Origin of the sequence: Vibrio ichthyoenteri ATCC 700023 (genome assembly GCF_000222605.1) — a bacterium.
In the GTDB taxonomy this organism is placed as follows: domain Bacteria; phylum Pseudomonadota; class Gammaproteobacteria; order Enterobacterales; family Vibrionaceae; genus Vibrio; species Vibrio ichthyoenteri.
In genome coordinates this window covers 1-13,789 of sequence record NZ_AFWF01000092.1, presented here as the reverse complement: position 1 = coordinate 13,789, position 13,789 = coordinate 1, and the positions used below count along the sequence as shown (strand labels likewise).

Annotated in this window: 13 protein-coding genes and 1 pseudogene; 8 read left to right on the top strand and 6 right to left on the bottom strand. The window is 46.0% G+C overall.

The features are described 5' to 3' along the window. Positions 1 to 79 precede the first annotated feature (79 nt). The 3 genes from tilS to RH85_RS07790 all read left to right on the top strand — a co-directional run bounded on the left by tilS (position 80) and on the right by RH85_RS07790 (position 2,785). Positions 80 to 1,390, top strand: coding sequence for a tRNA lysidine(34) synthetase TilS (gene tilS, locus RH85_RS07800; protein WP_006711671.1), 1,311 nt, complete (start codon positions 80 to 82; stop codon positions 1,388 to 1,390). A gap of 75 nt (positions 1,391 to 1,465) precedes the next feature. Beyond that, positions 1,466 to 1,804 carry a nitrogen regulatory protein P-II gene (glnB, locus tag RH85_RS07795; protein ID WP_006711670.1) on the top strand — a complete coding sequence of 113 codons (339 nt, stop codon included), beginning with the start codon at positions 1,466 to 1,468 and terminating at the stop codon, positions 1,802 to 1,804. A gap of 117 nt (positions 1,805 to 1,921) precedes the next feature. Further along, positions 1,922 to 2,785 (top strand): endonuclease/exonuclease/phosphatase family protein, encoded by an 864-nt coding sequence (locus RH85_RS07790; protein WP_006711669.1) that lies wholly within the window; start codon positions 1,922 to 1,924, stop codon positions 2,783 to 2,785. 13 nt (positions 2,786 to 2,798) lie between these two features. Here the strand turns inward: RH85_RS07790 and RH85_RS07785 are convergent, their stop codons facing one another. The 3 genes and pseudogenes from RH85_RS07785 to gloB all read right to left on the bottom strand — a co-directional run bounded on the left by RH85_RS07785 (position 2,799) and on the right by gloB (position 5,882). After that, the gene (locus RH85_RS07785) at positions 2,799 to 3,485 is read right to left on the bottom strand and encodes a YIP1 family protein (protein ID WP_006711668.1); all 687 of its coding nucleotides are present in this window, start codon (positions 3,483 to 3,485) and stop codon (positions 2,799 to 2,801) included. Further along, positions 3,482 to 4,891 (bottom strand): annotated as a pseudogene (locus tag RH85_RS07780) (LysM peptidoglycan-binding domain-containing protein); the annotation flags it as partial. The gene RH85_RS07785 and the pseudogene RH85_RS07780, both read right to left, overlap by 4 nt. 232 nt (positions 4,892 to 5,123) lie before the next feature. Next, positions 5,124 to 5,882, bottom strand: coding sequence for a hydroxyacylglutathione hydrolase (gene gloB / locus RH85_RS07775; RefSeq protein WP_006711666.1), 759 nt, complete (start codon positions 5,880 to 5,882; stop codon positions 5,124 to 5,126). 33 nt (positions 5,883 to 5,915) lie between these two features. On the opposite strand from gloB, the gene RH85_RS07770 reads away from it, so the two are divergent. Further along, on the top strand, positions 5,916 to 6,662 hold the full coding sequence (locus RH85_RS07770) for a class I SAM-dependent methyltransferase (RefSeq protein WP_006711665.1): 747 nt from the start codon (positions 5,916 to 5,918) through the stop codon (positions 6,660 to 6,662). 17 nt (positions 6,663 to 6,679) lie between these two features. On the opposite strand, the gene rnhA is transcribed toward RH85_RS07770, so the two are convergent. Continuing rightward, positions 6,680 to 7,147 (bottom strand): ribonuclease HI, encoded by a 468-nt coding sequence (rnhA, locus tag RH85_RS07765; RefSeq protein WP_006711664.1) that lies wholly within the window; start codon positions 7,145 to 7,147, stop codon positions 6,680 to 6,682. A 56-nt stretch (positions 7,148 to 7,203) separates the two neighbouring features. Between rnhA and dnaQ the strand changes: the two genes are divergently transcribed. Then, entirely contained in the window at positions 7,204 to 7,947 is a 744-nt protein-coding gene (dnaQ, locus tag RH85_RS07760) for a DNA polymerase III subunit epsilon (protein WP_006711663.1), read from the top strand. Positions 7,948 to 7,955: 8 nt separating this feature from the next. Next, complete coding sequence (locus RH85_RS07755; RefSeq protein WP_006711662.1) at positions 7,956 to 9,227, top strand: TIGR03503 family protein; 1,272 nt, start codon at positions 7,956 to 7,958, stop codon at positions 9,225 to 9,227. 91 nt (positions 9,228 to 9,318) lie between these two features. On the opposite strand, the gene fadE is transcribed toward RH85_RS07755, so the two are convergent. Beyond that, entirely contained in the window at positions 9,319 to 11,766 is a 2,448-nt protein-coding gene (fadE, locus tag RH85_RS07750) for an acyl-CoA dehydrogenase FadE (RefSeq protein WP_006711661.1), read from the bottom strand. A gap of 300 nt (positions 11,767 to 12,066) precedes the next feature. On the opposite strand from fadE, the gene lpcA reads away from it, so the two are divergent. Further along, positions 12,067 to 12,645: a D-sedoheptulose 7-phosphate isomerase gene (gene lpcA / locus RH85_RS07745; protein WP_006711660.1), complete on the top strand. Its 579-nt coding sequence runs from the start codon at positions 12,067 to 12,069 to the stop codon at positions 12,643 to 12,645. 84 nt (positions 12,646 to 12,729) lie between these two features. Next, positions 12,730 to 13,587 (top strand): class II glutamine amidotransferase, encoded by an 858-nt coding sequence (locus RH85_RS07740; protein ID WP_006711659.1) that lies wholly within the window; start codon positions 12,730 to 12,732, stop codon positions 13,585 to 13,587. Here RH85_RS07740 and RH85_RS23275 read toward each other — a convergent pair. Next, positions 13,548 to 13,789: hypothetical protein (locus tag RH85_RS23275; protein WP_206536045.1), on the bottom strand; the 242-nt coding region annotated here is incomplete at its 5' end. The two genes, RH85_RS07740 and RH85_RS23275, sit on opposite strands and share 40 nt — an antisense overlap.

The following is a 13,789-nucleotide window of genomic DNA, read 5'->3' as shown; positions in this document are numbered from 1 at the left end:
GAAAAGGGTTGAGCATGGTCTCAACCCTTTTTATTTTGCTGTAGAATAAGCATTACTTTCCTACTTTTCGTGAGCGGTCATGGATTCCCTTTACGCCCTTTTAACTCAATCACTGCAAAGTTATCAACCGAACAAGATCGTACTCGCATTTAGCGGAGGAGTCGATTCGCGTCTGTTGTTAGCGCTACTGAGTCGCTATCAGCAGGAGAGCGGAGCGCATTGTATTGCAGTGCACGTTCATCATGGGTTGAGTGACAACGCTGACGTGTGGGCTAGTCAATGTCAACAGTGGTGTAAAGAGGTCGCGATTGAATGTTTGATAGAAAGAGTTCAACTTGATTATGATGGACAAAGCGTAGAAGCGTGCGCTCGTGAAGCGCGTTATCAAGCTTTGGCTCAGCATGTTTCGCAAGGTGATATTCTGCTGACGGGGCAACACAGTGATGACCAGCTAGAAACGTTCCTGTTGGCGCTGAAGCGTGGCAGTGGTCCTAAAGGGCTTTCTGCGATGGCGCAGGCCATGCCGTGGCGCGAGGGTGTCCTATTACGACCACTATTAAGAGTGCGCCGCGATGAGATTGAACGAGTCGCCCATGAGTTGCAGTTACAGTGGGTAGAAGATGAAAGCAATCAAGACACTCGTTTTGATCGCAATTTTATTCGCCATCAAGTTGCGCCAATATTGAAACAACGCTGGCCTCATATTCATACATCAGTACAACGTAGTGCTGAATTATGTGCAGAACAAGAAGCGTTGCTCGCAGAGCTGCTCACAGAGCAGTTACACACATTACTAGCCGATGATGGTAGCCTCTCAATTGAAGGGCTAGCAGAGAAAAGTGATCGTGTACGAATGCAATTGCTGCGGATGTGGTTTGCGCACGCAAAGTTGCGTATGCCTAGTCGCGGTCATTTAACCTTGATTTGGCAGCAAGTTGCCTTGGCAGTAGAGGACGCTAATCCCAATTTGGTTTTAGCACAGGTACAGATTCGCCGCTTTGCTCAGCGTCTATATCAAGTGTTACCGACTCAATCTGTGAGCGAATGGCAAGCCCCTCTCTTTATCGGACAAGCTGTGTCACTTCCTGAACAACTGGGTACATTGCATTTATCGGCCGATGTCGCGGGAGAGATGACTTTTAGCGAGCAACAGTTAGCTCAGCTTTCAGTGAGGTTTAATCCAGAAGGTTTAACGGCGCATCCTATTGGTCGTGGTCATAGCCGTAAGTTGAAAAAGTTGTTTCAAGAATACGGGGTGCCGAGTTGGTTAAGGCGTCGAACGCCAATCGTCATGTGTGGCGATGAAGTCGCAGCGGTTGTGGGTTTATTCGTTTGTAAACCCTATATCGGCAAGGGTTATAAGTTAGATTGGCGAGCAAAAGCACGCTAGGCTAGAGGCTTGGGCTTTTTATTCTCAGCTCTTTTTGTGATAATGATGGAAACAACGTAAGTTTAAGGGATGAACATGAAAAAGATTGAGGCGATCATTAAGCCTTTTAAACTGGATGATGTGCGTGAAGCACTGGCAGAAGTTGGTATTACCGGTATGACAGTATCGGAAGTAAAAGGCTTTGGCCGTCAAAAAGGTCACACAGAACTTTACCGTGGCGCAGAATACATGGTCGACTTTTTACCAAAAGTGAAACTTGAAATAGTGGTCACCGACGAAGTTGCAGATCAATGCGTCGATACTATTATTGAAACAGCACAAACCGGTAAAATTGGTGATGGTAAAATCTTTATCACTAGCGTTGAACGTGTTGTTCGTATTCGTACTGGCGAAGAAGACGAAGACGCAATCTAATTCAGAGAAAAGAGCCGCATGGCTCTTTTATTTTTTGGCAGTCCATATTGGATGGCAATGCTTTAAATCAATAAGGATATTCAATCAGTATTTGACTGAGTGAGCACTATCCACATTATGAAAAAAAGAATTCTCTTTGCGCTGACAAGCGTGATCACCGCTGCGACCTATTTTACCTATCAAGCTATTTTTACCTTACCTGAATCAGCTCAGGTGACCACTATTACGCCGCCAGCAATATCGGATAATGATCTTCATCCCGAGTTAGCGTGTTATCAAAATCCTCAACCGCAAGCGATTGATCATAATGGTCAACTTAACTTGTTGGTATGGAATATTTATAAGCAGAATCGCAGTAATTGGCAGTCCGAACTGAATGGATTTGCTCAAGATAAGCAGTTGCTGTTATTGCAAGAGGCAAGCATGACCCCGCAACTACGGGAATGGATTGACGCGGGACAGTGGAGCGGTAACTTAGTCGATGCGTTTAAGGCGTTTGATACATCAGCAGGGGTACTCAACCTTGCGCATCAGTTGCCGCAGCGAGCCTGTGGTTATACTGAGATGGAGCCTTGGCTACGCTTACCTAAATCCGCGCTGTATGCTACTTACCCTTTGTCTAATGGGCAAACCTTAGCAGTGGTAAATATTCACGCGGTGAACTTTACCTATGGCACACAAGAGTACCACCATCAGCTAGAAAAATTAGCCAATGTATTACAAGCTCATCTCGGCCCAATCATTGTGGCAGGTGATTTTAATAGTTGGAGTGAAGAGCGATTGAGGGTGATGAAACAGGTATTGGCGCGAGTTGGAGTCCAAGAGGTGGAGTATCAGCTTGATCATCGCAAGCTGTTTATTAATGGATTGCCACTTGATCACTTGTTCTACCGTGGTTTGAGGTTAGAAAAAGCAGAGGCGCCCATTTCTGACGCCTCTGATCACAATCCGATTGAAGTCTACTTCCGCTTACTGCCGTAAGCGGAGTTTTGCGTTAGAAAATCAGCAAAAATAGCGCCCAAAGCGTGTAGACCACGAGCCAAGGCAGTGCTGCAATAGCCAGTGCTTGGCCTCGTTCAAATTCGGTCCATGTGCCGACAGCGGCGTAGCCAAGTGCGATGTACCATGGCATTAACAGTGGCAATGAACTCGCAAATGAAAACCAATCACTGGTCATTGGTAGCTTAATTAGCCCGTTGAGGCTGTTTAAATTGGCGGCATAACTCATCACTTGGCCATGCTTTAATAACGCACTGACATAGCTTGCAAGATCACCGAGTACGGCTGGAAACAATATTGCGCAGCTTGCGGCAAACCATTTCCAGTAGCCGTGTTGATGCTGACTTGGCTTGGTTGCAAAATGAAACCAAAAGGCCAGTAATGCCACGCTGGTGATGCGACCAAGGATATCCGCAATGATCTCGCTGGCCATCAAGGTGTTGGCATCAAGCAACGCAACTTGGCTTGGATTGACTTGCTGTAACTGAGGCAGCAATGCTTGCTTTAACCATGCAAAATTAACCAGATCAAAGTATGCACCCCAGAAGAGAAAGGGCGTGACCAGCAATACGATGAAAGGTTGCCAACCCCACATACCATTTTGGTGCAGGGCGAGAAAACAAGCGCTAGGCGAACGGAAGATGTCGACGAGCATACTTAAAGGGTTGCTAGAGGGCTTCATACACTAACCTTAGTCACATCGACATAAAGTTTTAGTTTTTGACCTGGCTTTAAGTATTTCTTTTTCTCTAGGTTATTCCATTTCACCACATCGTGGCTTTTAACCTTAAATTTGTTGGCGATGCCACTGACGGTGTCACCGTTGCGAACTTGGTAGAACACGGTTCGGATCACCGCACCATCAGCGCTGTTTTTCCAAATCACCAAATCTTGTCCGATACGCAACGTATCTCGTGGACCCATACCATTCCATTTTGCGAGAGAGGTGTGAGACACCTTATTGGCTTTGGCAATGCTCCAAAGGCTATCACCTTTTGCAACGGTATGAGAGAGCTTGTACTTTCCGCGCGCTGTCGCTTGTGTTTTAGCTAAGCGGTTGCTGGCACTGAGTGCGTAGGCTTTGTCATCTTTGGTTGAAATTGGGATCAGCAGATGTTGTCCAATACGGATGTTATTATTGGTCATGTTATTCGCAGTACGAATTACTTGGCTGGTGGTGTTGTACTTGGTCGCCAGCACGCTGATAGTGTCTCCCGACTGTACTTTATAGCGCGCGACTTTCATGCCTTTGCCACGGTTTTGTGCCAATTGCGCGTTAAACTTGTCGACTGAAGCGATAGGCAATAGTAGTTGCGTATTACCGTCTGGCGATGTCGCCCATTGGTTATAAGCAGGGTTTAAGCCTTGCAGTTCACGCACAGAAATATCGGCGTAGTTAGCGGCAATCGCGAGATCAAGCTGTTCATTCGGTTTAACTAATTCAACTACGGGTTTGTTGGCAATCGGTGGGATTTCAATCCCGTATTTCTCTTGATTGGCTATCACGTCAGCAAGGGCAAGTAGCTTAGGTACGTAAGCGCTGGTCTCTTTAGGAAGTGAAAGTGAGAAGAAATCGATCGGTTTACCCGCTTTGGTGTTTTTACGAATAGCACTCGATACTCGACCACCGCCGCTGTTATAAGCCGCAATCGCATGTGACCAATTACCATCAAATCGTTGGTTTAAGTCGGTGAGAAAATCCAACGCAGCATCGGTTGCAGCATCGACGTCACGGCGACCGTCGTACCAAAAATCTTGTTCAAGGCCGTACATCTTTCCCGTTGAAGGTACAAATTGCCAAAGACCGGCGGCACTGCCATGTGAGTAGGCAAAAGCATCAAATGAGCTTTCAACCACAGGTAATAGTGCTAGCTCTAACGGTAAGCCTCGTTGCTCAATCTTCTCAGTGATGAGATAAAGGAATGGCTGAGCACGTTGAGAAACAGTTTTAAGATGGCCTGGATGCTTTAGATACCAAGTACGGTAGTAATCAACCGTTTTATGATCAGGGATTGGCATCTCAAGTTGCATCGCGATACGTTGCCACACATCTTCTTGTGACTGAGGTGTCACAACAGGTGCAGCCACTACTTGAGATTCTACAGGTGTAGTGGCCGGTGTTGCAGGAACTACTGTCGCAGTAGATGGTTTATCTGAGGTGGTTTCTACATCAGAATCTTGAGTAGTAGGCTGGGTGATTTGACAACCGGTTAATACCAGTGCCAGAATCCAGCTATGTTTAAATCGCATGGTACAGCCCTTCTTTTCAACGGCTGCTGATAATACTTGTCTCATTAGCTGAGTGACAAGTAAGAAAACGTTAAAATTCGTTTTTCCACTCACGCAATGCTGTAAAAATTGACACAGGATCGATTTGTGTTGTTCGGTTACTTGCTGATCTTATGACACTGGCTTCATCAACACGTAAAAACGGATTAATCCATTTTTCACGACGGATGGTGGTTGGCAGAGTTGGTCGGTTTTGTGCTCTAAGACGATTGACTTCTTCACGGTATTTTTGCAGTTGTACATTGTCTGGTTCTACAGCCATCGCAAACGCAAGGTTACTTGCGGTATATTCATGGGCGCAGTAAACCTCGGTTTCTTCTGGTAGTGCAGCAAGCTTACTGAGTGATTGATACATCTGCTCCATCGTGCCTTCAAAAACTCGACCGCATCCAGCAGAAAATAGCGTATCGCCACAAAATAGTTTGCCATCACCCACATAGCCAACGTGACCTAAAGTGTGACCCTCAAGACCAAGTACGAAAAAGACCTCATCAAATAGATGAATTTGGTCGCCCGCTTCAACAGGGTGAGTTAATGTGGGAACCGGTTCGTTCGCGGGACCAACGACATCAATCGTCGGGAATTGACGAACTAACTCTGGAACACCACCAATGTGATCATTGTGGTGGTGGGTAATAAGGATTGCTTCTAGAGTTAACTCATGTTGTTGTAAGTAGGCTAATACGGGCGCAGCATCGCCAGGGTCGACAACCGCACAACGACGATCGTCTGTTTGGATGAGCCAGATGTAGTTGTCGTTAAATGCAGGTATGCTTTTGATATATAGCATGGTTTTATCTCCATTCATCAAAGTGAGCTCGTTATGAAACCAGCACGCAGTGAAAAAAAGCTTGTACAGCCCCATTCTTGGGCACAATTAAAGAATGGCCAATGGGTTAACGAATCTATCCAAACTCGGCTTGATGAGTGGTGCCCAAAGCTTTTTGGTTATCACATGCTCAAGTTGGGTGGTTTAAGCTGCGAGCTCACGAGCTGCAACTGCAACATTCAACATCAAGTAAATCTAGATATCCACAATCCTTTGCATAATGTGGTTGCGGATGGTTACGATTTGCCCTTTTTAGAAAAAAGCTTCGATACGGTGATTCTCGCTCATCAACTCGATTATTGTAATGATCCCCATCGCATGTTGCGAGAAGTCGATCGCGTTATGATCGATGATGGCTATTTGATTTTAACTGGCTTTAATCCAATCAGCTTTACCGGTATCGCCAGTTTTATGCCTTGGCGAAAAAATAATTTACCTTGGAGCGGACGGATGTTTACCACCAATCGAATTAAAGATTGGCTTGGCATCTTAAACTATCAGGTATTGACGTGTGAGCAGTATGGTTTATTCCCGGTGCAGAATCACCGTACTTGTTGGACTTGGCTCGAAAATAGCATTGGAGAGTGGGCGGCGCCGTTTGGTAGTCTTTACTTTATTGTCGCGCGTAAACGAACGTATCCATTAAAACCGATCAAGCCACATTGGAAGCTGAAGCGAAAATTGACGCCGGTTAGCGTCAACTACAAGGTGTCATCAAAGTCGAACTGTTGTAAGCGGTAATTTGTCACGGCATTTTCTTAAGTATTAGGAATATAGCCATGATCCTCTTCGCTCGGGTTTTCCGCCGCCGTGCGCGCCAGTTCATCACACATTTCGTTTTCACGATGACCAGCATGGCCTTTTACCCAGCGCCAATCAACATCATGGCGTTGAGTTTCAATATCCAGTGCTTTCCATAAATCGGCATTTTTTACCGGCTTTTTGTCAGCGGTTTTCCAATCGCGCTTCTTCCAATTGTGGATCCACTGAGTGATACCTTGGCGCACATATTGACTGTCGGTGGTTAGGATGACCGAACATGGCTCTTTTAATGCTTTTAGGGCCACGATAGTCGCCAGCATTTCCATACGATTGTTGGTTGTGAGGGCAAAGCCTTTAGCGAGCGTTTTCTCTACTTGCTTATAACGCAGTACAACGCCATACCCACCAGGGCCTGGGTTACCTAAACAAGAACCATCAGTGAAAATTTCCACTTGTTTCGTCATGATTTGATACTATAGGTGTTAGCACATAATCCACATAGTCTGACACATAGCTTGCAATGAATACCAGTAACAATTTAAATCAGCATCGCATCGTAGTTCTCGATACCGAAACTACCGGTATGAACCAAGATGGCGGTCCTCATTACCTTGGCCATCGTATTGTCGAAATCGGTGCGGTTGAGATCATTGATCGTAAACTGACTGGTCGTCATTTCCACGTCTATATTAAGCCTGATCGTGAAATTCAAGCAGAAGCGGTGGCTATCCACGGTATTACTGATGAATTCTTGCGTGATAAGCCACAATATCGTGATGTGCATCGAGAGTTTTTAGAATTTATCCAAGGGGCTGAATTGGTCGCGCATAATGCGCCCTTCGACGTCGGCTTTATGGATTATGAATTCGAAAAGCTAGATGCCTCGATAGGTAAGACCGAGCAATATTGTAAGGTGACCGATACGCTGGCCATGGCGAAGAAAATCTTCCCAGGTAAGCGTAACAACCTCGATATTTTATGTGACCGTTATGGCATAGATAACTCCCATCGAACCCTCCACGGCGCACTACTCGATGCTGAGATCTTAGCCGACGTTTATCTATTGATGACCGGCGGACAAACCACTTTGCAATTCAATCCCGGTAGTGGAGAAGGTGAAGGAGTGGGAGGTGAGTCAATAAAACGCGCGTCTAGTCAGCGAAAATCGCTAAAGGTTTTGCATGCTACCGCCGATGAAATAGAAGCCCATAATGGCCGTTTAGATATCGTAGAGAAAAGCGGAAGCTGCCTCTGGCGTCAATAGGAGAAAAGATGTTGAGGATTTGGTTTGCCCTGCTGGGGTTATTCGTTTGTTCACTGAGTTATGCCGCTCAGAGCTCCTCAATGTCCCCAAGTTCCATGTCGCTGCTCGACAACCGCTTTCGTGTTGATCCGAGCATTGAGCATATTACATTTGTTATTTATCGCGCAGAGGCCTCTCAACCAGTGGTCTTAGTTCGTCCAGACGGTAAAAAATATTATTCCCATCGTAGTCCAGAGAATGTGAGCTGGTATCAAGAATCGGCGATGGACATTATTTCTATTGAGAATCCAATGCCGGGTCCTTGGCAGGCCATTGGTAAAGTAACACCGAAAAATAAAATCAAACTCATTTCCCACTTAAAGCTTTCTGCACAAGCGTTACCAGAACGTTTATTCCAAGGTGAAGATATCAAGTTCACTGCTCGACTGACCTCCAATGATAAACCTTTGGTGTTACGTGACTTTTTGGATCGCGTGAAACTTAAAGTTACCTTTACTAAATACATTGAAAATGAAGAGAACTTGATCAAAGAGGCGCGTCCAGTACCGGTTGAAGCTGGGACGTTTGCCGATGATGGTCAAGGATTGGATGAAAAAGCGGGTGATGGCGTGTTTACTGTCTCGTTGCCAATCACCTCTCAGCCGGGCAAATACCGTGTGCGTATTACTTCTGGTAATGGGGTGTTTTTGCGTGCACAAGAACAAGAAGTGTTGGTTTACCCAAGCCCAATTGAGCTCTCTTTTATTCAGTCGAGGCAGGAGAATGTTGACCATCAAGTCATTTTTTCTGGTGAACAAGGCATGATTCAACCTGGGTCACTTGCCGCTCATATTGAACATACTGATGCTACAGGCTCTGAAATCTCGGTTGAAAATGCCGCGCAAGATAGCGAAGCGATGAAAGTGGAGCTGGATATTCCATACAGCGGTGTGATTGGTGAATACTCTTGGTCTGGTAAAGTCTTTGCGACGGAACTCGGCTCCCATCGTGAGTTAATGTTCCCATTGTCGGAGCAAACTTACAGCGTATTGAAAGACATTGATTTAGCCGAAACTCGTCGTTTACAAGAAGAGGAACGGGTGAAGCAGGCGAAGCGTTTGGAAGAGATCCGCATTCAGCAAGAGCGTGATGCACAGCGTAAGCAAAGCATATTTATCATTGCATTAGGTAACATTGTTATCATCGCTGGTGGCTTAATTGGTTGGTTATTGGTGCGTAAATTGAAAGCGAAAAAAGCCGCGATCCCAGAGATGCAGCTAGAAATGCCAAGAAAGGGCTAATCGAAAAATAACCTCAAAAAGGGCTGCAGTGGCAGCCCTTTTGTTATCAGCTCTCAATCAGCTAAGGTGATGATGGCTTAAGATGGCGCGCTCAAGCAACTTCATCCATGGCCGCTGGGCTTTGGGGCTTCGCCGCGAGTTCGTGCGCAGCAAAGTCATCAACATTGATCACGTATAAGCGTTGTTGTTCTGCCTCAATCAGTAATTGCGCTTCTTTTTCACTGAGGACGTTGAGTTCAAGCCCTTGTTCCGCAATCGTATCTAATTTTAAGAACGCTCGGCGTTTCCCCAATGCTTGGCAGACTCTATCAAATAGCGGTTCTGCTGCGAGAATAACGTGTAGAGCATGTTCAATACGACCAGCAGGGTTAAACTCACTCGCAGTCAGATATTGATTGCGACCTAAGCGTGAGCGTGTGGCACTCGGCGTTTGAATAATTTGTGCGACCTGACTATCCAGCTTATCACTTGGCATATCACGAACTTTGCCCAGAGGCATGACGATCCACTTTAATAGTTTGGCAATGATGCGATTAGGGAAATTCGCCAATAGGCCATCGATGGCTTGTTCGGTTTGATAGAGGCAATCTTGCATCCCCCAATGCAATAGCGGCAGATCTTCTTTATTGCGTCCTTCTGTATCGTAGCGTTTTAGCGTGGCTGACCCCAAATATAGCTGGCTTAGTACATCACCGAGACGAGCTGAAAGGCGCTCTTTACGTTTGAGTGAGCCGCCGAGTACTGCCATTGATATATCAGATAATAAGGCAATGTTGGCACTGTAGCGATTGAGTTGTTGATAGTAGCGCTGGGTTTCATCTTTGCTTGGTGCGCTAGAAAAGCGACCGTCGGTTAGCCCTAACCATAAACTGCGCACTAGATTACTGGCGCTAAAGCTGACATGACCTGCTAGTGCAGCATCAAATTGATTAAGTGCGTCATGATGTTCTGAATAGGCTGCTTCCATTTCAGTCAGTACGTATGGATGGCAGCGAATTGCGCCTTGGCCAAAGATAATCATTGAGCGAGTGAGAATGTTGGCGCCCTCAACAGTAATGGCAATTGGCGCACCTTGGTAGCTACGCGCAAGGAAGTTTGAAGGCCCGAGACAAATACCTTTGCCACCGACAACGTCCATCGCATCAATAATGCTGCGCTGCCCGCGATGGGTGCAGTGGTATTTGACTATCGCGGAGATCACCGATGGTTTTTCCCCAAGATCTATCCCGGTCACGGTCAATGCACTCGCAGCATCCATTACATAGGCGTTACCTGCAAGGCGAGCGAGTGGCTCCTCAACCCCTTCCATATGGCCAATTGGTTGTTTAAATTGGCGACGAATTCGCGCATAAGCACCGGTTGCCAATGCGGCGGTTTTAATCCCACCGGTTGAGTTGGAAGGTAGGGTAATTCCGCGTCCTACCGATAAGCATTCAACCAACATACGCCAGCCTTGCCCTGCCATTTTTTGTCCGCCAATGATGTAATCGATCGGTACAAACAGTTCGTTGGCGCGAGTTGGCCCATTTTGAAATGGAACATTGAGTGGAGAATGACGATTACCAATTTCGACTCCTTTGAGATGAGTAGGGATCAAAGCGCAAGTGATGCCAAGATCTTGGGTTTCGCCCAGCAGTCCATCAGGATCGCGTAACTTGAACGCAAGGCCAAGCACTGTTGCCACTGGTGCTAGTGTGATATAGCGTTTATTCCAAGTAAGACGCATACCCAACACTTTCTCTCCTTGCCATTGACCATAGCAAACCACTCCATAATCAGGAATGGCCCCTGCGTCAGAGCCGGCTTCGGGACTGGTTAGAGCAAAGCATGGGATCTCTTTGCCTTGAGCAAGACGTGGCAGGTAATACTCTTTTTGTTCTTGAGTTCCGTAGTGCTGAAGTAGTTCTCCGGGCCCCAGTGAGTTTGGTACCCCAACCGTCGAGGATAAAACACTGGATACCCCAGTAAGCTTTTGTAACACTAGAGACTGAGCGTAAGCAGAGAATGCTAATCCCCCGTATTTTTTCTTAATGATCATGGCAAAGAATTTATGATCTTTAAGATACTGCCAAACATGAGGAGGTAGATCGGCGAGCTCATGGGTGACTTGGTAATCACTCACCATCGCACATACCTCCTCTACCGGACCGTCTAAGAAAGCTTGCTCTTCCGCGCTGAGTGTTGGCGCGGCAATATCATGCAGTTTTTGCCAGTCTGGTTTGCCTTTAAATAGCTCTGCTTCCCACCATACTGTTCCAGCATCCAATGCCTCTTTCTCTGTTTGTGACATGGCTGGTAGCACTTTTTTAAATAACTTAAGTGCTTTTTGGCTGATCAGTTTTTGCCGAATGCTGGGGATGGTCAAGATGACTACAGCAGCAATAAACAGCATCCAGCTTATTGAGCCGAGATAGCCCATTATTGAGAGCACAATCATGGTGGCAGTCAATGCGCTCAATGACAGCAGCAGTGAGGTTCGATGATAGAGGCAAGCGCTTAGGACTGCGGCGAGGCCAAGAGTAGAGAGCAAGATATCCATATTATGTGTTCCTTCTCAGACTTTTTAAGGTTTTAATTGTCTGGATTAATTTAGTGGTCTAACCAGTTAAATTGTAATAGAGATATTAACAAAATGTAAAACATTGAATTGTTCAAAAAGTGATCCATGTAGAGTAAAGATTCTATAAATGTGCGGTGGTGTCGATTTTGTGAACGGGCAAGGTCAAGAATCGAGGAAATCTTTAAGCCTGACTCTCGACAGTACGAATGGTTCAAGTAAACTCAGAAGAGTCTGAGGCTGTAAAAACAGCGCTCTAATACTGATTAAAAGAGAATGCTTATGTACCAGGATTTGATTAAAAGTGAGCTGACTGAAGCAGCTGATGTGCTGAACAAGTTCCTAAGTGATGATCACAATATTGCTCAAATTGAAGCGGCAGCAAAATTGATCGCTGATTCGTTCAAGCAAGGTGGCAAAGTACTGTCTTGTGGTAACGGTGGCTCTCACTGTGACGCGATGCACTTTGCTGAGGAACTCACTGGTCGTTACCGTGAAAATCGTCCAGGTTACCCAGGTATTGCGATTTCTGATCCTAGCCATCTTTCTTGTGTGAGTAACGATTTTGGTTACGATTTTGTCTTTTCTCGTTACCTTGAAGCGGTAGGTTCAAAAGGGGATGTTCTGTTTGGTCTTTCAACATCAGGCAATTCAGTCAACATTTTGAACGCGATTGAAGCGGCAAAGAATAAAGGCATGAAAACCATCGCTCTAACGGGCAAAGATGGTGGCAAGATGGCGGGGTGTGCGGATATTGAAATTCGTGTGCCACATTTTGGTTATGCTGACCGTATTCAAGAAATTCACATCAAGATTATTCATATTGTGATTCAATTGATTGAAAAGGAAATGGAAAAGTAATTCCCATTCCGATGCACGGTTTATCCCAATACCAACTCTGTGGTAGCTTGGTATTGGGTGTTTAATTAGGGAGTGAGTTAAACCATGTGTGAATTGCTCGGAATGAGCGCAAATGTACCGACTGACATTTGCTTTAGTTTTACCGGTCTGATGCAACGTGGTGGCAATACTGGTCCACATCGCGATGGCTGGGGGATCACTTTTTACGAAGGTAAAGGCTTTCGTACCTTCAAAGATCCTAACCCTAGTTGCCAGTCAAAGATTGCCGAGTTAGTGCAAAACTACCCGATAAAGAGTCGTGCGGTGATCAGCCATATTCGTCAGGCCAATCGCGGTGGCGTCAATCTGGAAAACACCCACCCATTTACTCGTGAGCTTTGGGGTCGTTATTGGACTTTCGCTCACAATGGCCAGTTGACGGATTACCAAGATTTGGCTCTGGGCCGTTTTCGCCCTGTTGGGCAAACGGACAGTGAATTAGCTTTTTGTTGGTTGGTTACCCAACTTGAACAGCGCTATCCAGAACCACCGCAAGATATGATGGGCATGTTTCGTTTTGTTGCCCAGTGTTGTGACACGCTCAAAGAAAAAGGGGTATTTAATATGCTGCTTTCTGATGGCGAGTATGTCATGACTTACTGCACCAATCACCTCTATTGGATTACCCGTCGCGCCCCATTTGGTAAAGCGACCTTGATTGACGAAGATGTGACGATTAACTTCCAAGAAGAGACGACACCCAACGATGTGGTATCGGTGGTGGCTACGCAGCCATTGACCGATAACGAAGCTTGGCATCGTATGAAGCCGGGTGAATTCGGCTTGTTTCATTTTGGTGAACTAATTGATGGCAATACCGCTCAGTTAGCGGATGTGCCGTTCGCCGCGAAGAAAGTAGCTAGTCAAGCGCCGATAGAGCCTTTGGATTCTTTTGAGAATTGAGAACGCTGCGCGTCGAGAGTAGAGAGCGGACTTCGTCCTTGAGAGCGCTTCGCTTCGTTCGAGAGTAGAGAATAGATCCCCAACTCGCTCGTACCTCGCTCTTGAGGATGACAGCAAAAGCGTGGAACTTCGATAACGTCATTCCCGATAGCGACGAAGGAGCGCAGTCGGGAATCTAGTTCTATGAGAGTAGAGAATAGAT